Source organism: Streptomyces sp. NPDC028331, assembly GCF_055565775.1.
In genome coordinates, this window is sequence record NZ_JBVHTR010000007.1 from 272637 (window position 1) to 290040 (window position 17404).

19 protein-coding genes and 1 pseudogene are annotated in these 17404 nt (G+C 72.6%); 8 read left to right on the forward strand and 12 right to left on the reverse strand.

Annotation, left to right across the window (positions count from 1 at the left end; genetic code table 11):
* Window positions 1–204: 204 nt before the first annotated feature.
* The 7 genes from ACZ4SW_RS13185 to ACZ4SW_RS13215 all read right to left on the reverse strand — a co-directional run bounded on the left by ACZ4SW_RS13185 (window position 205) and on the right by ACZ4SW_RS13215 (window position 5910).
* Window positions 205–678 carry a hydrogenase maturation protease gene (locus tag ACZ4SW_RS13185; protein WP_468241822.1) on the reverse strand — a complete coding sequence of 158 codons (474 nt, stop codon included), beginning with the start codon at window positions 676–678 and terminating at the stop codon, window positions 205–207.
* Entirely contained in the window at window positions 675–2036 is a 1362-nt protein-coding gene (locus tag ACZ4SW_RS13190) for a Ni/Fe hydrogenase subunit alpha (RefSeq protein WP_468241825.1), read from the reverse strand. The genes ACZ4SW_RS13185 and ACZ4SW_RS13190 overlap by 4 nt, the downstream gene beginning before the upstream one ends.
* Window positions 2033–2974 (reverse strand): NADH-quinone oxidoreductase subunit B family protein, encoded by a 942-nt coding sequence (locus ACZ4SW_RS13195; protein ID WP_468241827.1) that lies wholly within the window; start codon window positions 2972–2974, stop codon window positions 2033–2035. The genes ACZ4SW_RS13190 and ACZ4SW_RS13195 overlap by 4 nt, the downstream gene beginning before the upstream one ends.
* A 1-nt stretch (window position 2975) precedes the next feature.
* A complete protein-coding gene (locus ACZ4SW_RS13200) occupies window positions 2976–3794 on the reverse strand; it encodes an FAD/NAD(P)-binding protein (RefSeq protein WP_468241829.1) in 819 nt (272 codons plus the stop codon).
* Window positions 3791–3967: a hypothetical protein gene (locus ACZ4SW_RS13205; RefSeq protein ID WP_468241832.1), complete on the reverse strand. Its 177-nt coding sequence runs from the start codon at window positions 3965–3967 to the stop codon at window positions 3791–3793. The genes ACZ4SW_RS13200 and ACZ4SW_RS13205 overlap by 4 nt, the downstream gene beginning before the upstream one ends.
* Window positions 3964–5139, reverse strand: a complete 1176-nt coding sequence (locus ACZ4SW_RS13210; RefSeq protein WP_468241834.1) for a 4Fe-4S dicluster domain-containing protein — start codon at window positions 5137–5139, stop codon at window positions 3964–3966. The genes ACZ4SW_RS13205 and ACZ4SW_RS13210 overlap by 4 nt, the downstream gene beginning before the upstream one ends.
* Before the next feature lie 156 nt (window positions 5140–5295).
* Window positions 5296–5910 (reverse strand): CBS domain-containing protein, encoded by a 615-nt coding sequence (locus ACZ4SW_RS13215; protein ID WP_468241836.1) that lies wholly within the window; start codon window positions 5908–5910, stop codon window positions 5296–5298.
* 294 nt (window positions 5911–6204) lie between these two features.
* Here ACZ4SW_RS13215 and ACZ4SW_RS13220 point away from each other — a divergent pair, with 294 nt between their 5' ends.
* The 5 genes from ACZ4SW_RS13220 (at window position 6205) to ACZ4SW_RS13240 (ending at window position 11655) form a co-directional block, all read left to right on the forward strand.
* On the forward strand, window positions 6205–6363 hold the full coding sequence (locus ACZ4SW_RS13220) for a DUF1918 domain-containing protein (RefSeq protein WP_468242010.1): 159 nt from the start codon (window positions 6205–6207) through the stop codon (window positions 6361–6363).
* 41 nt (window positions 6364–6404) lie between these two features.
* Window positions 6405–7289 (forward strand): universal stress protein, encoded by an 885-nt coding sequence (locus ACZ4SW_RS13225; RefSeq protein WP_468241838.1) that lies wholly within the window; start codon window positions 6405–6407, stop codon window positions 7287–7289.
* Window positions 7290–7346: 57 nt separating this feature from the next.
* Window positions 7347–9644, forward strand: a complete 2298-nt coding sequence (locus tag ACZ4SW_RS13230) for a heavy metal translocating P-type ATPase (RefSeq protein ID WP_468242013.1) — start codon at window positions 7347–7349, stop codon at window positions 9642–9644.
* Between the two features lie 226 nt (window positions 9645–9870).
* The gene (locus tag ACZ4SW_RS13235) at window positions 9871–10860 is read left to right on the forward strand and encodes an Acg family FMN-binding oxidoreductase (RefSeq protein WP_468241840.1); all 990 of its coding nucleotides are present in this window, start codon (window positions 9871–9873) and stop codon (window positions 10858–10860) included.
* Between the two features lie 69 nt (window positions 10861–10929).
* Window positions 10930–11655 (forward strand): CBS domain-containing protein, encoded by a 726-nt coding sequence (locus ACZ4SW_RS13240; RefSeq protein ID WP_468241842.1) that lies wholly within the window; start codon window positions 10930–10932, stop codon window positions 11653–11655.
* 90 nt (window positions 11656–11745) lie between these two features.
* Here ACZ4SW_RS13240 and ACZ4SW_RS13245 read toward each other — a convergent pair whose 3' ends face one another.
* The 4 genes and pseudogenes from ACZ4SW_RS13245 to ACZ4SW_RS13260 all read right to left on the reverse strand — a co-directional run.
* Entirely contained in the window at window positions 11746–12234 is a 489-nt protein-coding gene (locus tag ACZ4SW_RS13245; RefSeq protein WP_468241844.1) for a universal stress protein, read from the reverse strand.
* 198 nt (window positions 12235–12432) lie between these two features.
* Complete coding sequence (locus tag ACZ4SW_RS13250; RefSeq protein WP_468241846.1) at window positions 12433–13059, reverse strand: Rv1733c family protein; 627 nt, start codon at window positions 13057–13059, stop codon at window positions 12433–12435.
* A 165-nt stretch (window positions 13060–13224) separates the two neighbouring features.
* Window positions 13225–14103 carry a universal stress protein gene (locus ACZ4SW_RS13255; RefSeq protein ID WP_468241848.1) on the reverse strand — a complete coding sequence of 293 codons (879 nt, stop codon included), beginning with the start codon at window positions 14101–14103 and terminating at the stop codon, window positions 13225–13227.
* 136 nt (window positions 14104–14239) lie between these two features.
* Window positions 14240–14491 (reverse strand): annotated as a pseudogene (locus tag ACZ4SW_RS13260) (NUDIX hydrolase); the annotation flags it as partial.
* 113 nt (window positions 14492–14604) lie between these two features.
* On the opposite strand from ACZ4SW_RS13260, the gene ACZ4SW_RS13265 reads away from it, so the two are divergent.
* A complete protein-coding gene (locus tag ACZ4SW_RS13265; protein ID WP_468241850.1) occupies window positions 14605–15045 on the forward strand; it encodes a VOC family protein in 441 nt (146 codons plus the stop codon).
* Window positions 15046–15201: 156 nt separating this feature from the next.
* Here the strand turns inward: ACZ4SW_RS13265 and ACZ4SW_RS13270 are convergent, their stop codons facing one another.
* Window positions 15202–15432: a hypothetical protein gene (locus ACZ4SW_RS13270; RefSeq protein ID WP_468241852.1), complete on the reverse strand. Its 231-nt coding sequence runs from the start codon at window positions 15430–15432 to the stop codon at window positions 15202–15204.
* A 61-nt stretch (window positions 15433–15493) separates the two neighbouring features.
* Between ACZ4SW_RS13270 and ACZ4SW_RS13275 the strand changes: the two genes are divergently transcribed.
* Entirely contained in the window at window positions 15494–16579 is a 1086-nt protein-coding gene (locus tag ACZ4SW_RS13275) for an S-(hydroxymethyl)mycothiol dehydrogenase (RefSeq protein ID WP_468241854.1), read from the forward strand.
* Window positions 16579–17211: an MBL fold metallo-hydrolase gene (locus tag ACZ4SW_RS13280; RefSeq protein WP_468241857.1), complete on the forward strand. Its 633-nt coding sequence runs from the start codon at window positions 16579–16581 to the stop codon at window positions 17209–17211. Before ACZ4SW_RS13275 ends, ACZ4SW_RS13280 begins: the two co-directional genes overlap by 1 nt.
* The last annotated feature ends 193 nt before the right edge of the window (window positions 17212–17404 follow it).

The window sequence follows — 17404 nt, forward strand, 5'->3', positions numbered from 1 at the left end:
CAGGCCCGGGCCCGGGTGCCCGGGACACACCCACGGATCCAACGGGCCCCTGACAGCAACCGCGTGCGGGGCACGGACGTGCCGATACCGGTGTCACAGCTCCACCTTGGGTCCGGTACCGCCCGGATCCAAGGGGCCATCCGGGCCCTGTCTCGGGACCTGCGTCGCAGCCCGACGCCGGCCGCCGGTGCCGTCCACCGCGTCCTAGCAGTGCCGGTCGCGTGCCTTCCGTACGGAATCGGCGACGCGGTCGATCAGTTCGGGGAGGGCCGACCGCACAGGTTCGCTCAGGCCCGTGCCGAGGCCGACGTCGGACGCCTCCACGGCGTGCACCACGAGCTCGCGCGGGAGCCGGTCGAGGGCTTCCGCCAAGGCCAGGCACTCGCCCAGGCCGAGGGCGTGGGTGCTCGCCGAACCCGCCCGGTGCGCGGCCGCTTCCGACGCTGAGAGGGTGTGCAGCCGGCCGGGCCGGGCGGGGCGCGTGCGGACGGCTTCCACGACGACGACGGTGTCTGCGCCGTGCCACAGGTCGAGCATCCGGCCGGGTTCGCCGTCGCCGACCGCGAGCACGGTGCCGTCGGGAACCCGGTGCCGCAGTGCCTCCACCACCGCCGGGCCCACGCCGTCGTCGCGGCGGAGGGGATTGCCCACCCCGATCACCACGATCCGGCCGGTCATGTGCGCTCCACCGTGAGGTCGAGGAAGTGGGTGGAGCAGGAGATGCACGGGTCGTGGTTCCGGATGGCGCGCTCGCACACGGTGGTGAGCTCCTCGTCATCGGCGGCGGGGCCCGGCCTGTCCAGTCGCGCCTGGACGGCCCGGCGCAGGTCCTCCTCGATGGCCGACTGGTTCTGGGCGGTGGGCGGAACGATGCGTGCCGCGGTGAGCGTGCCGTCCTCCGCCAGGGCGTAGCGGTGGTAGAGCAGTCCGCGGGGTGCCTCGGTGGCGCCGGTGCCGACCGCCTTGCGTGGCGGGACGTCGACGGCCGGACGTGGAGGTGGTTCGTAGGCGTCGATGATCCGCAGGGCTTCCTCGACGGCGTGCACGACCTCCACGGCTCGGACGACGATGCTGCGGAACGGATTGCGGCAGACCGCACCCGCGGCCGGGTCGCCGAGCCCGGCATCCCGCGCGGCCTCGGCCGCCACGGGGTGCAGCCACCGGCCGTTGACGGCGTAGCGGGCCAGTGAGCCGGTCAGGTAGCGGCGGCCGTCGAGGGTGGCGGTCAGAGCGGTGGAGTGCGGTACCTGCTCTTCGTGTACGTGCTGCTCGAAGTCGGTGACCGGGAACTCGCGCAGGGCCGGGCTCCGCCCGGTGCCGCTGCCGTCGGGGGCGGCCATGACGGCCGGTGTTCCGGAGTCGATGGCGTAGCGGCCCGGGTCCCGCAGTGCGAGCAGCTCGTAGTCACACGCGGCGTCGGGGAAGTCGAACGCGGCGACCCAGCGCACGGTCTCCAGCGCGTCCTCGCGGGCCTGCCGCAGCCGGTCCGCCAGCGGGCGGAGCTCCCGGACCGTCGGCGTGCGGTAGAAGCCGCCGACGCGGACGTTGACCGGGTGAATGGGGCGTCCGCCCAGCTGTTCCAGGATCGCGTTGCCGGTCTGCTTGGTCCTCAGGCCGCGCTCCAGCGCGACGCGGTGGTCGCGGGCCAGTTCGACGGCGCTGGGGTAGCCGAGGAAGTCGGGCGCATGGAGCAGGTGGATGTGCAGGGTCTGGCTTTCGATCCATTCGCCGCAGTACAGCAGGCGGCGCAGCTCGGCGAGGGGGCCGTCCACGGTGACGCCGCAGGCGTTCTCGACCGCCTGGCAGGCGCTCATCTGGTAGGCGACCGGGCAGATGCCGCAGATGCGGGAGGTGATGTCCGGTGGCTCGGTGTGTCCCCGGCCGATCAGGAACGCCTCGAAGAACCGCGGCGGTTCGTAGATGCGCAGCCGGGCCTCTGCGATCGTTCCGTCGTGAACGCGCAGGTGGAGGGCGCCTTCGCCTTCCACGCGGGCCAGTGCGTCCAGCCGCAGGACGCGGGATCCGCGATGGCTCATACCGGCCCTTCCGGGGTGGTGTCTGTCCTGGCCTGAGAGTCGTCCTGCTCCTCGGCCGCCTCAGCCGCGAGATCGGGTACGGGGGCATATTCCGGCGACGCGGCGTTGAAGGTGCGGAAGACACGCAGGATGTCGCGCTCGCTCATCCCGTCGTGGTGCAGTTGCCGGACCATGGCGCGCAGGTTGGGGCTGTCGCTCGGGCCGAAGCAGCCGTAGCAGCCGCGCCCGTAGGCGGGGCAGATGGCGCCGCAGCCGGAGTGGGTGACCGGTCCCAGACAGGGGGTGCCGTGGGCCACGGTGATGCAGGTGGTGCCACGCCTCTTGCACTCGAAGCAGACGCTGTGGTCGGGGATGCCTGGTTTGCGTCCGGCCAGGTAGGCGGTGATGACTTCGAGGAGCTGGCGGCGGTCGATGGGGCAGCCGCGCAGTTCGAAGTCGACCGGTACGTGGGCCGAGATCGGCGTCGAGGTCTCCAGCGTGGCGATGTACTCCGGGCGGGCGTAGACCGCGGCGCGGAACTCGGCGACGTCCCCGAAGTTGCGCAGCGCCTGGATGCCGCCCGCGGTGGCGCAGGCTCCGATGGTGACCAGGCGCCGCGAGATGCGCCGGATGTGCCGGATCCGCTCGGCGTCCTCGGCCGTGGTGATCGACCCCTCGACCAGGGAGAGGTCGTACGGTCCGCGCCCGGCAGGCTCCGCGCGCTCCCCGTCCGGTCCCTCGGCGGCGGACATCTCCAGGAAGTGCTCGACCCGTACCCGGTCGGTCAGGCCGAGCAGCTCGTCCTCGCAGTCGAGCAGGGTGAGCTGGCAGCCGTCGCAGGACGCGAACTTCCACACGGCGAGGCTCGGCCGGGGGTCGGCGTCGGCTCGGGGGTCGGCGTCGGCTCGGGGGTCGGCGTCCGGTCGGGGATCGGCGTCAGGAGGGATGTCGGTGGTCATCTCACAGCTCCCGTACGGCGAGCAGTGGTTCGGCCCGGTCGTAGCCGACGACCGGGCCGTCGCGGCACAGCAGAAGGGGGCCGAGCTGGCAGTGGCCGCAGTGGCCGGTGGCGCAGCGCATGTTGCGTTCCAGGGACACCTGGACGCGGTGCGGGGGCAGGCCCCGGTCCGTCAGGGCGCGTGCGGTGTGGCGGATCATCACCTCGGGGCCGCACACCAGTGCGCACGTGCGGTCGGGCGGGAAGCCGAACCGGTCCAGGAGCGCGGTGACGACGCCTACCTCGCCGTGCCAGCCCGGGCCGGGCCGGTCGACGGTCACCCCCACCTCGGCCGGGCCGCGCCAGCTTTCGATCTCCTCCCGGTAGACCAGGTCGCCGGGGGTGCGGGCGCCCACCAGAATCCCGAACCGGCCGTACGCCGCGGGCCGGTCCAGCACCGTGTGCACCACCGGCCGCAGCGGCGCCAGCCCGATGCCGCCGGCGATCACCAGCACGTCGTGACCGGCCGCCGCGTCCAGGTCCCAGCCGGCGCCGTACGGCCCGCTCAGCCCCACGGTGTCTCCCGGGCGCAGCCGGTACAGCGCCGTGGAGACCGCGCCCACCGCGCGCACGGTGTGCACCAGCCCTCCGTGCCGGCCCCGCAGCGAGCTGACCGAGACGGGCACCTCCCCGATCCCGAACGCGTAGACCATGGCGAACTGGCCCGGCGAGAACGGCGCAAGCTCCCGGTCCACCGGCACCAGTTCCACCGAACGGGTGTCGGCGGTCTCCGGTCGGGTGCCGGCGACCCGGTACGGCAGCGGAGGCGTCACGGTGGTCATGCCGTGCCGCTTCCGTACGGCGCGCTCAGGTCCGGCGACCTGGTGCGGGTGCTCTTCCCGCCCTCGTCGAACAGCCGCGCACCGGCCGGAAAGGAGACGTCCCGTCCTGGGACCGGCAGCCGTTCGCGGTGTCCGGCAGGGAGGAGGTCCGGGGACGACGGCAGGCGGGTCACGGGGCCTCCTCCGGTGCCCGGGACCGCGTGAAGTCGTGCAGGGCGGCGGCCTCCTCGGTGATGTCGATGCCGACCGGGCACCACACGATGCAGCGGCCGCAGCCCACACAGCCGGAGGAGCCGAACTGGTCGTACCAGGTGCCCAGTTTGTGGGTCATCCACTGCCGGTAGCGGCTGCGCGCGGAGGCGCGGACCGGGCCGCCGTGCAGATGGGAGAAGTCGAGGTCGAAGCACGAGTCCCACAGCCGCCACCGTTCCGCGTGGTCGCCGGTGAGGTCGGTGACGTCCTCGGTGGTGGTGCAGAAGCAGGTGGGACACACCATGGTGCAGTTGCCGCAGGTCAGGCAACGCCCGGCGACGTCGTCCCAGCGGGGGGCGTCCAGCGTGCCCGCCATCAGCTCCCGCAGGTCGGCCTCCGGCATGGTCCGTCCCATGCGGTCCGCGGCGCCGGTGACGCCCGCGCGAGCCGCCTCCCGGGTGGCGGGGTCCGCCGGGCGGGCGGGCAGTTCGGCGAGGACCTCGGCGCCTTCCCGACTGCCGTCGCGGATCCAGAAGCGGTGACCGTCGTCGTCGACCACCTCGGTCATCACCAGGTCGTAACCGGGACCGGCCGCGGGTCCCGTGCCCATGGAGACGCAGAAGCAGGTGCCGCCGGGCTCCGTGCACTCCACCGCCACCAGGAACGCCCCGGTGCGCCGCCCCTGGTAGACGGGGTCGCGGTGCGGCCCGCCGGTGAGCACCCGGTCCTGGACGGCGATGGCCCGCAGGTCGCAGGAGCGCACGCCGAGGAACGCGTACCGGGTGGGCGCGGTCTCGTCAGCGGTGAACACCGTCTCGTTCCCCACCCGGTCGGCACTCCACTGCCGTACCCGTGCCGGGTGCAGGAACGTCTTCCACGACTGCGGACCCGCCGCGTTGGCGAACGCCGCCCCGTCCGGCCGCTCGCGCAGCCGGTACCGCCCGGCCTCCAGCTCCACGCCCCATCCGTAGGGCAACTGGTCGGCCGACTCCAGCTCCGCCAGCACGATCGCGCCGTCCCGCACCGTCGGCCCGACGACGGTGCAACCGCGGCCGATCAGGACGTCCACCAGCGCGGCCATCCCGTCCTTGTCGATCACCATTCCGTCGGACGCGGTGGGCGACGAGGAGTTCACGTCGGTGTCCGTGTTCATGGCCTTGCTCCCTCGGTACGGGTCCTCCGGGGCCCGCCGTACCGGCCTCACACTGTGGTGAGGTGGTTGTCCCCTCCACCACATCGTCGAGGCAGTCGACCTCCGCCACCACTTCGGACCTCACGGCCTTCGAGGTCCGCGCCGGAGCGGCCCCGCCTACGGAGCGGCCCCGCCCACGGTGTCGTCCCCGGTGACGCCGAGCCGGTCGACCACGTCCACCACGCCGTCGACGCTCTCGCACAACCGCACCACGACCGGCACCATGTTCTTGCCCTCCACCGTGCCGCTGAGCGTGACCCTGCCGTCGGCGACCTCCACGGTCAGCGCGGAGGGAGCCAGTCCGAGCGTCCGGACGATGACGTCCTCGAGGATCTCCTCCTGGATCGCGCGGTCCCTGCGGAGGAAGAGCTGCACCAGGTCGCTGCTGCTGAGTACACCGATGAGCCGCCCGTCGCCGTCCACCACGGGCAGGCGCTTGACGTTGCGCCGTTCCATCGTCCGCGCCGCACGCACCGCGTTCCACCCCGGGTCCGCGACCACGGCGGGGCTCGTCATCAGCTCCCCCGCGCTGCTCCCGACGCCGAGGGACGTCTGCTTGCGGATCAGGTCGGCCTCGGACACCACCCCGACCGGTCGGCCGTCGTCATCGACCACCGGAACCGCCGTGATGTCGTACTCGTCGAGCAGGCGTGCGATCTCTTTGAACGTGGTGTCCGGTCGCACGCTCACGGCGGTCGGGGTCATCAGATCGCCCACGCTGCGGTGTCTCATCCCTCAGCCCCTCTGCCTGCGTGAGAGTGTCGCCATCGCGGTACCTCCTGCCCCGTGGCTGCGACCGCCGACCCCTCCAGTCCACCGCGTGTGCTTCCCGACCGCAGAGGCCGAACAGCCCATGCCCGGGTCCCGAAGGTCCCTGGCCTGCGGTGCGAGGCCGGCGACGTGCGTCGCCGACCTGGCGCGACCCGGGTGGAGGCCGATGAGTGCCGGGGCCCGGGACCAACGGCCCTGGAAACCCCGGAACGGCGGCCCTTTCATGTAAGGGCGTGAAGCGCTTCTCACCGGAAGATCTGGGAGGGAGAAGTCGTCGCCGTCCATTCCCCGGACGGGAGCCCGCCGTACGACGTGCGCTGGGACACGGGACGAGTGACGCTGTACTTCCCCGGACCCGACGCGTACGTCGAGCACCTGGGTGTACGCACCGCATCCCCTGAACGCGGCTCGTGACGGGGCGCCGACACGCCCAGGGAAAACGGCTGGAGATGACGATGGCCCGACCGGATGCCCGCCTGCCGATCGTGGTCGGCGTGGATCCCGACCCGGCGAAGCGCATGGCGCTGGCCTGGGCGGCTGACGAGGCCGCACGGCGCCGGGTACCGCTCCGACTGGTACACGCCGAGAGCATGCCGACCGTCGGGTTCAGGAGATGGGAGGTACCGCCCTCCTGGGAGGCGTGGAACGAGGTGCTGCACCAGGCCGGCGAGGAGGTGCTGAAGGCGGCGGTGTCCTTCGTGGAGGCCCGGCAGCCGCAGGTGCGGGTGTCCGGGCTGCTGGCCGAGGGGAACCCGGCGTGGGTCCTGCGGGAGCAGAGCCGGCAGGCCACGGCCGTGGTGCTGGGTTCGTGGCACCTGAGCCGAGCGCGGGAGGTGTTCGGCTCCTCGTCCGTCGCCGTGCCCGTCCTGGCGCACGCCCCCTGCCCGGTGGTCGTGGTGCCCGAGCCGGAGCACGTCACCCAGGAGCCCGCGCACTTCGTCGTAGGCGTGGACGGCAGCGCGCATTCCGCCGCCGCCGTCGACTTCGCCTTCCAGGAGGCCGCCCTGCGGGGCGCCGCGCTGCGCGCGCTGCTGGTGTGGCAGCCCGGCCTGTTGCACTGGATGTTCGACGAGCACGCGGAGCAGGAGGAGTACCGCCGGGTGCTGTCCGAAACCGTCGCCGGGCGCCGCGCGGCGCATCCGGACGTGGAGTTGCATCACGAACTCGTCAGCGGCCATCCGGTGGAGGTGCTGACCGAGGCGTCCGCCCATGCTCTCGGCCTGGTGGTGGGGACCCGCGGTCGCGGCGGCTTCGCCGGCATGCTGCTCGGCTCGGTGAGCCAGGGCGTGCTGCACTACGCCCGCTGTCCCGTCATCGCCGTCCCGCACACCTCGGCGTGAGCCGTGGAGACGGACGCCGGGGGCTGTGACGGACGGCGGGAGACGAGCGCCGGGACGGTGCCGGTCCGGCAGGGCCGGCGTCTGCTGGAGCCGGGACTGCTGGTGGTGACCGCGGGCGCCCTGCTCGCCGGCGGGGTCGCCTGGCTGCTGGGCCGTCACGACGTCGCCGACGCCTGCTGGGCGGCCGGCACCGTATTCGCTCTGGTTCCGGCGGTCGCCTGGGTGGTGGGCGGTCTGCGCAGGGGACGGGCCGGCGTCGATGTGATCGCGGTACTGGCGCTGGCCGGCACCCTCGCGGTGGGCGAGTACCTGGCAGGCGCGCTGATCGGCCTGATGCTGGCCACCGGACGGTCCCTGGAGACGGCGGCGGAACGGCGTGCCTCGCACGACTTGCGCTCCCTGCTGGAGCACGCCCCGCGCTCGGCCCGCCGACGCGACGGCGCGGGCGTCACGGTCGTGCCGCTGGACGTGGTGGTGCCCGGCGACGTGCTGGTGGTCGGCCCGGGCGAGGTGGTCCCCGTGGACGGCGAGGTCACCCTCGGCCCGGCGGTGCTCGACGAGTCCGTGCTGACGGGCGAGTCCGCCCAGGTCGAACGCCGGGTCGGCGAGACGGTGCGCAGCGGTGTCGTGGGCGGCGGGGGCGTCTTCGAGCTGAAGGCGAAGGCCACCGCCGCCGACAGCACCTACGCCGAGATCGTGCGCCTGGCTCGGCAGGCGGCGGCGGAACGGGCTCCCATGGTGCGGTTGGCGGAGCGCTACGCCGCCTGGTTCCTGCCCCTGTCACTGGGGTTGGCCGCCGTCGCCTGGGGGGTGAGCGGCTCCGCGGTACGGGCCGTGGCCGTCCTCGTCGTCGCGACCCCCTGCCCCCTGCTGCTCGCCACCCCGGTCGCCGTCGTCTCCGGCCTGTCCCAGTGCGCCCGGCGGGGCGTCGTCGTCCGGGACGGCGGCGCCCTGGAGCGTCTGGGCCGGGCCCGCACCCTCGTGATCGACAAGACGGGCACGCTGACCGTGGGACGGCCGCGAGTGCTGGAAGTGGCGGGCGCTCCGGACGGCCCGGCCCCGGCGCAGGTGCTGCGGCTGGCCGCCTCGCTCGACCAGGTGTCGGCCCACATACTGGCCCAGGCCATCGTCCACGAGGCCAGATCCCGCAACCTGCCCCTGGCGGTTCCGCAGGACGTCACCGAGGAGCCCGGTCGAGGGGTCGCGGGCACCGTGGACGGCCTGCGCATCGGCGTGGGCAGGACGGGACTGTCCCCGGCCGACCTGCCCGGCTGGGCGCGTGCGGTGGACAACCGGGCCGTGCTGGACGGCGCCGCGACGGTCTGGCTGACCGTGGACGGTGTGGTGTCCGGTGCCCTGCTGCTGCGGGACCCGCTGCGCCACGATGCGCCCCGCACCATCCGCCGTCTCAGGGCGGCCGGGCTGGAGCGGCTGCTGCTGCTCACCGGAGACCGCCCCGAACCGGCCCGTGAGGTGGGGGCCGTCCTGGGCCTGGACGACGTGCGCGCCGGGCAACTGCCCACCGACAAGATCGCCGCGGTGCGCGAGGAGAGCGAGCGGGCCGTGACGGTCATGGTCGGCGACGGTGTCAACGACGCCCCCGCCCTCGCCGCGGCCGACGTCGGTGTCGCCATGGGCGCCCGTGGCTCCACCTCGGCCTCCGAGGCCGCCGACATCGTCCTCACCACGGACCACGTGGCGCGCCTGGCCGACGCGATGGAGATCGCCGCACGCGCCCGCCGCATCGCGGTGCAGAGCGCCGCGGGCGGCATGGCGATGTCGCTGGCCGCCATGACCGCCGCGCTCCTCGGCCTGCTCCCGCCCGCGCCCGGCGCCCTCCTCCAGGAGGCCATCGACGTGACCGTCATCCTCAACGCGCTGCGGGCCCTGCTGCCGCCACCCGGCGTACGCCCGACCCTCGAACCGGAGGCGGAGAGCCTCATCCACCGGTTCGCCGCCGAGCACGACGACCTCAGGGACGCCCTCGACGCCATCCGGGAAGCCGCCGGCCTCCTCACCACGGACCATGACCCCCGCGCCCTGGCCGCCGTACGCGAGATCGACCACCTGCTCAGACATCGCCTGCTTCCTCACGAACACGCGGAGGAACAGGAGCTGTATCCGGCGCTGGACCGGCGACTGGGCCCGGAGGCCACCGACACCATGAGCCGCGCCCACGCCGAGATCGAACGCCTGGCTGACCGCATCGCCACCCACCTACGCCTCGCCGACGAGGAAGGAGGGCTCCAGCCGGAGCAACTCGACGACCTGCGCGCCTCGCTGTACGGCCTCCACACGATCCTGCGCCTTCATTTCGCGCAGGAGGAGGAGAGCTACTTCTCGCTGGCGCAGTGACCGCTCACGGCAGCTCCGGTACGACGGCCACCGGGCACTGGGCGTGGTGCGGCAGCGGGTGTCCCACCCGTACGACGCAGGGGCTCCGTTCCGGTGCCGAACACCGCCCCTGCGCGCTGGGTCCGCATGGTCCGCCAAGAGGCCCGAACGGCCCTACCCCGGCGCACCGGGCGCCCCACAGTCTGGAAGGCGATCAACCATACGGACCGACTCCGGAAGGGGTTCAGTGACCGCACCGGGCTTGGACGTGTCCGTCGTCGCCGCATGCGTCGAAGACGCCACGGCCGCTCCGTCCCAGCACAATGCGCAGCCCTGGAGATTCCGCTTCCTCCGCGGCAGCGGCGTTCTGCGGCTGTACGCCGACCCGGAACGCACCCTCCCGAAGAGCGACCCCGACGGGCGCGGCATGCACCTCGGCTGTGGTGCCGCACTGTTCAACCTGCGGGTGGCCGCGGTGGCGGCAGGCCGGGAACCCGCCACCCGGCTCCTGCCCGACTCCACGGACCCCGAGTTGCTGGCCGAGGTGGACCTCACGGACGACGCACGCCCCGACGACGACCTCGCCCTTCTCCACCCGGCGGTCCACCGACGCCACACCAGCCGCCAACCCTTCCACGAGGACGACATCCCGGCTGCCCTGAAGGACGGACTGTGCGCGGCGGCCCGTCTGGAAGGCGCCCGGCTGGTCTTCCCCGACGCCTGGCATGTGCAGTCGGTTCTGGATCTGGTGCGCGACGCCGAAGGCCGCGAGGCACGGAACGCGGGTGTGCGGGGTGAGACGGCCCATTGGGCCCGGACCGGGCCCGGCGACGAGACCGCGGCTTCGGACGGGATTCCCGCCGAGGCGTTCGGCCCCCGCCAGTGGGGAGCCGACTCCCCCGTACGGGACTTCGCCGTCGGCCGGGAGGTTCCCGGGCGCGGCTGGGCCCCGTTCGAGAAACGCCCTCAGATCGCTCTGCTGGGGACGACGCAGGACCGGCCGCTGGACTGGCTGCGGGCGGGCCAGGCGCTGGAACGGGTGTGGCTCCAGGCCACCCTGGACGGCCTCGTCGCGTCCCTGACCTCCCAGCCTCTCGAGTGGCCCGAACTGCGGTGGGCCGTGCGGGACCCGACGACGGCCATGGGGCACGTACAGATGGTGATCCGTCTGGGATACGGCCCCGTGGGCGCCCCGACTCCGCGACGGTCCGTGGCCGATGTGCTCGACATCGTCTGACGGCTCGCCCTCGCCGCGAACCCCTGCGTACAGCCACGAGGGTGCGACCACCCATGGAAGGAGTGGAACATGCAGCACCGAACAGTCGCCGAAGTCATGACGCACAGCGTCGTCACGGCACACCCCCGCTCGTCCTTCAAACAGATCGCCCAGCTCTTGCGCGACAACGACGTCACGGCCGTCCCCGTCGTCGACGACGAGGGACGCCCCGTCGGTGTCGTGTCCGAGGCGGACCTGCTGCGCAAGGCGGCGAGCCTGCCGGACCCGGAGGGACGCCCGATGGGTCACCGGCTGGGTCCGGAGGAGATGGCACGCGCCGGTGCCGAGACCGCGGAAGCGATGATGACCACCCCCGCGGTGATGGCACGTCCGGGATGGAACGTGGTCGAGACGGCAAGGACCATGTACCGCGACAAGGTGAAGCGGCTGCCCGTGGTCGACGAGACCGGCCGGCTCGTCGGGATCGTCAGCCGGTCGGATCTGCTGCGGCCGTTCCTGCGCAGCGACACGGCGATCAGCGACGAGATCCACCAGGACGTGCTGCGCGCGACCCTGGGTCTTCCCTCGGACGCCGTGCAGGTCGACGTGCGGGACGGCGTGGTGACGCTGAAGGGCCGGGTCGAGCAGAGAACGCTGATCCCGGTCATCGAGCGGCTGTGCCGATCGGTGGACGGCGTGGTCGCCGTGCACCAGTCGATCGGCCACGCCTACGACGACGTCGGATCCGACCTCGAGCCACCACGGCCACCCGGCAGGGAAGGCAGCGGCCAGGAGACGTCGGCCTACCCCGGGTGACCCGCGTACTGGATGTACTCGGGTGATGCGACAACGCGGCGAGGTGCCGTGCCGGGCGTCGCGAGCCGGTGAACCTTTCCGGTCACAGCACTAGCTCTGGGAGCCGCTGGTGCCGGCGGGCCTGCCGGACCCTCCTCCTCGCGATTCGGGGCGCACGATGACGACCGGGCACTTCGCATGCTGAGCGACGTGCTGGCTGACGGACCCCAGCAGGGCGCGCGTGAAGCCGCCCCGCCCCCTGCTCCCCACCACCAGCGCCTCGGCCCCCTCGGCGGCCATCAGAAGCACCTCGACGGTGTTCCCCCGGACCACCAGCCCCCTGACCGAGCCGGCTTCGTCGGCTCCCAGCACATCGCTCAGTTCCTGGCCCAGCCGCTGCCGGGCGACGGCCTCGTCGAAGTCGGCGTCCACGGCCAGAGCCGACCAGCCGTACGCACCGGGCAGATCCCACGCCGCCACCGCGTCCACCGTGCCGCCGATCAGGCGGGCGTAGCGCACTGCCCAGCGCACCGCCGCGTGCGATGACGGCGAACCATCGACACCGACCACGACCCGGGGCCTGGAACTCTCCGTGCCCATATGCCTCACCTCTCCCGCGGCCCGAGCGCCGACCACGCCGGATGCCGTCCTTCATCCCACGCTGCGCGACTCCGTGGTGCCGCGCCAGAGAAGGGCGGCCGAGTGGGCAGTACGCGCCACCGGGTGGGCCGATCGTCCCTCGGCGGGCTGCGGCGAACGGTGGGGCCGGAGAAAGAGGGCGTCGTCCCTCCCTTCACCTCACCGAGCGCGACGCCCCGTCCACCGTGGTTCCACGAGCTCCCACTCGCGCTCCCACTGCGCCAAGCGGCGACGATCGAGGCAGAGACGAACACCCTTCCACACGCCGCCCACCGTCAAGACAGCACCCGCCGCGGCGGCGAAGCCGATTTCGACACCGGCGAGCGCCGCCGCGTCCGACGCGGGAGGCGGGGTGGTGACGTCGCCGTGGGCATCCAGCCACACGGTCGCGGTGTCTCCTCTCCGCTGCCATGCCCCCACCGGTGCGAGAGCGGCGTGGGTCCCGCGGGCATCGCTCCAGCGGACCGACGCATCGGAGCCGAGCGTGCCGTCGGCGCGATCACCACCGTCGTGGGCATCGGACAGCAGCCGTGCCGCGACCGGGTGCCGTTCAGCCAGCTGCACTTCACGCAGCCGGCTGTCATGGCTGTAGGCGGCGCCTCCGGCGAGCCACGCCGCCATCGGCACGGCCACCACGAGTACGGCCATCAGCAGGATCCGGAATGTGCGCTCGAAGCGGTCCGACGGTCGTTCGAGCAGGTTGCCCCGGCCGTCCGGTGCCCCGGCATGCCGCCCCCGCCGCGACTGAAACGGAGGCCGGTGTCCCCGAAGACGCGGTGTCCGCATGGCACGGCCTCCTCGACTCAGTGATGTGCGCCTCCTTCCACCGTGGCGTGCCAGGCGCCGGACCGGATGGGCCTGTACAGCCCCTTGCAGTGCCCGATCGGCCCCATGCACGCTCGGCATGGCGCCAACTGGCCGGAAGGAGCAGCGTGCAGGGGTTCCGCGCCGTCACGCCCGGTGGGGAACGACGGCGACGGGGCAGTCCGCGTGGTGCAGTACGGCGTGGGCGACCCGGCCCAGCTGCAGGCACCGGTGATGGCCGATCCTCCTCGGCGCGCCGACGACCAGCAAGTCCGCATCCGCCGCGGCGTCCGACAACACCTTGTGCGCCGGTCCCTGCACCGTGCGGCGGTGCACCTCCACACGGGGATTCTCCCGTTCGGCGTCACGGAGCGCCTCGATGAGGGAGACGGCGGCACCTTCCTCGCGCACGGCGCCCGCGTCGTCAGCGATGAGGGGGCTGTCCCGGTGCTCATGGGCCGGACGCCGCCAGGCGCGGACGGCGTGCAGGGCGCAACCGCGCGCTCGGGCCTCGCGGAAGGCGAAACCGACGGCGGTCCCGCTCCCGGGGGAGTCCCCGACGCCGACCACCACCCGCCCGAGCCGGCCATCCCGGTTCCGCTCGGGACCACGGACCACGACGACCGGACTCACGGCGCGCGCCGCGACCGCCAGGCCCACCGAGCCCAGCAACGTCCCGGCGATCTCACCCCGGCCCCGGCATCCGACCACCACGGCGAAAGCCTCCTGGCTCGCCTGGACCAGCGCGTGCGCGGCCTCGTCGGGCAGCACCTCGGCCGACACCTCGACCTCCGGATCGCGGAGCCGGGCACGCTCCGCGCAGGAGGCGGCAATGTGTTCCGCCATGGCCTGCTCGGAGGGACGCTCGGTGCTGAAGGACGGCCGGCTCCCTTCGTAGCGCTCCCAGAGTGAGGCGTACAGCAGCCGCAGCGACAGTCCGTGGCGCGCCGCCTCGTCCACCGCCCAGTCCACCGCCTGAAGACCGCACTCCGAACCGTCGATGCCGACGACCAGGGGCAGCTCCATGGTCCCCACCGCCTTCCCTCGCAGCCCACCATGAGGACCCCCTGTCACCACCGTGGCACCGTCCGCCGAGACCCGCGACAGGCGCGACGGCCCTGCGACGGGGCGTGAAACGACCTTGTGAAGGTCCCCGTACGGCTCAGGGCGTGACCGCTGCCACCTCCTCCGACACCACGGAGGGCGTCTGCGGGTCGGTGACGGGGGTGAAGCGGGCGGGTGCGTGGTCGATGGGCAGGTCGGGGCGCCAGGCGGTGAGGATCTGGGCGCTGCACTCGAACAGATCCGGGGGCAGGGCGTCCAGCGGCCACCAGCGCCAGTCGCCGACGCTCTCGTCGGGCTGGTCGGCCGGTTCCCCGCGCCATCGGGTGACGAGCGCGCCGAAGGTGATGCGTGATCCCGTCGGGAACGGGGCACAAGCCATGGTCCCCGTTCGGTGCGCAGACATGGAGTGGGCATTCGGTCACCGGACGAGGATGCGGTCCTCGAGTCGTTAGGCTCAGAGACGTGACCATTCAGCGGATGGACAACGTCGCCATCGTCGTCGACGATCTGGACGCGGCCGTCGCCTTCTTCACCGAGCTCGGCATGGAGCTGGAAGGCAAGGCGCAGATCGAAGGCCTTTACGCGGACCGCACGGTCGGACTCGACGGCGTCCGGAGCGACATCGCGGTGATGCGGACCCCGGACGGCCACAGCAAGCTGGAGCTGACCAAATACCACACCCCCGCGGTATCCCGCGCCGAGCCGCGGAACCCTCCGCCCAACACGCTGGGCCTGCATCGCGTCATGTTCGCCGTCGACGACATCGACGACACCATCGCCCGCCTGCGCGCCCACGGCGCCGAACTCCTCGGCGAGGTAGCGCAGTACGAGAACATCTTCCGGCTGTGCTACCTCCGCGGGCCCGCAGGCATCATCGTCGCCCTGGCCGAACAGATCGGCTGACGCGGGCCTGCCGCGCGGAGCATGTCGACGGTCAGAGAACGGCCGCCGCGCTGTGCACGTTCGCCGTGATCACCCGCGAACTCACCGCGCTCGATCACCCGGACCAGGCCACGCCCCGGCGCCGGCCTGTGCCCGGTGCGCGGCCACGCTGGGCATCTACGAGAAGCCGGACGACGCGTTCCTGGACGCGCTCGACGCCATGCCGTCCACCTGCTCCGCTCGCCGGGAGCGGCGGGACCCGCGCCCGGCGGGGTCGTGGAGCCGACAGGTGCGGTCGCGGCCACGCCGGGCGTTCGCGCTGCTGTGCCGCGGTCCCGCCCGGCTGAGGGAACCCCCGTCGAGGTCCTTGACCCCCAGTCGGCGCTCCATGATGCTGTGTTGCGACACGTGAGATGTGTGCCGTAATGAGCAACATCTGAAACAGGTCTCGATCAGCCGAGGAGTGGCCATGACGCACCAGGTCCGTGCTGTCGTCGCGCGGGGCAAGGGCGCCCCCGTCAGCCTGGAAACGATCGTCGTGCCCGACCCGGGTCCGGGTGAGGCGCTGGTGAAGATCGAGGCCTGCGGGGTCTGCCACACCGATCTGCACTATCGCGAGGGCGGCATCAACGACGACTTCCCGTTCCTGCTGGGCCACGAGGCCGCGGGTGTCGTGGAATCCGTGGGGGAGGGCGTCACCGACGTCGCACCCGGCGACTTCGTGATCCTCAACTGGCGTGCCGTGTGCGGCCAGTGCCGCGCCTGCCTGCGAGGGCGGCCCTGGTACTGCTTCAACACGCACAACGCGAAGCAGAAGATGACCCTGCTCGACGGCACGGAGCTGTCGCCGGCGCTGGGCATCGGCGCGTTCGCGGAGAAGACGCTGGTGGCGGCAGGGCAGTGCACCAAGGTCGACCGGGCCGCGTCCGCGGCCGCCGCCGGACTGCTCGGCTGCGGCGTGATGGCGGGTATCGGCGCCGCCATCAACACCGGGAACGTCGGCCGCGGCGACTCGGTCGCCGTCATCGGCTGCGGCGGTGTCGGGGCCGCCGCGATCGCCGGGTCCACCCTGGCGGGCGCGGCGAAGGTCATCGCGGTCGACATCGACGACCGCAAGCTGGAGACCGCCGGGAAGCTGGGCGCCACCCACACCGTGAACTCCCGCAGCACGGACGCGGTGGAGGCGATCCGGGAGCTGACCGGCGGCCACGGCGCCGACGTGGTCATCGAGGCGGTCGGCCGCCCCGAGACGTACCGGCAGGCCTTCTACGCCCGCGACCTGGCCGGCACGGTCGTCCTGGTCGGCGTGCCGACCCCGGAGATGAAGCTGGAGCTGCCACTGCTGGACGTCTTCGGCCGCGGTGGCGCGCTGAAGTCCTCCTGGTATGGCGACTGCCTGCCGAGCAGGGACTTCCCGGTGCTCATCGACCTGTATCTCCAGGGCCGACTGGACCTGGACGCGTTCGTCACGGAGACCATCGCGCTGGACGAGGTCGAGAAGGCCTTCGAGCGAATGCACCACGGCGACGTGCTGCGCTCGGTGGTGGTCCTGTGATGACCGGCGCGCGCATCGACCATCTCGTCACGTCGGGGACGTTCTCGCTGGACGGCGGCACCTGGGACGTCGACAACAACGTATGGGTCGTCGGCGACGACACCGAGGCGGTCGTCATCGACGCCGCGCATGACGCCGAGGCGATCGCCCGGGCCGTCGGCGAGCGCACCCTGAGGGCCATCGTGTGCACCCACGCCCACAACGACCACATCGACGCCGCACCCGAACTCGCGGCGCGCACCGGCGCCCCGATCCTGCTCCATCCGGACGATCTGCCGCTGTGGAAGCAGACCCATCCCGACACGTCACCGGACGCCGAACTGACCGACGGCCAGGGCATCGCGGTGGCCGGCATCGAGCTGACCGTCCTGCACACGCCCGGCCACGCCCCCGGTGCGGTCTGCCTCTACGCGCCGGCGCTGGCGGCCCTCTTCAGCGGCGACACGCTGTTCGCCGGCGGCCCGGGGGCGACAGGAAGGTCGTACAGCCACTTCCCGACCATCATCGAGTCGATCCGGGACCGGCTGCTGACGCTGCCGGGCGACACCGTCGTGCACACCGGACACGGGGAGACGACCACCGTCGCCGCCGAGGCCCCGCACCTCCAGGAGTGGATCGACCGCGGTTTCTGACGCCCGCCGGCGTTCCTTACGCGCCCGCCGCACCGGCTCGCGGCCCCCGCGAGCCGATGCGGCGGGCGGTGTTGTTCTATGCGAATTCAGTTCTATATAACGCAACGCAACGAACGACTTGGTGGGCCCTCTGCATGCCTTGACAAGGGTTCGGGGCGACCTCAGACTGATGTTGCGCTTACCGCAATCCGTT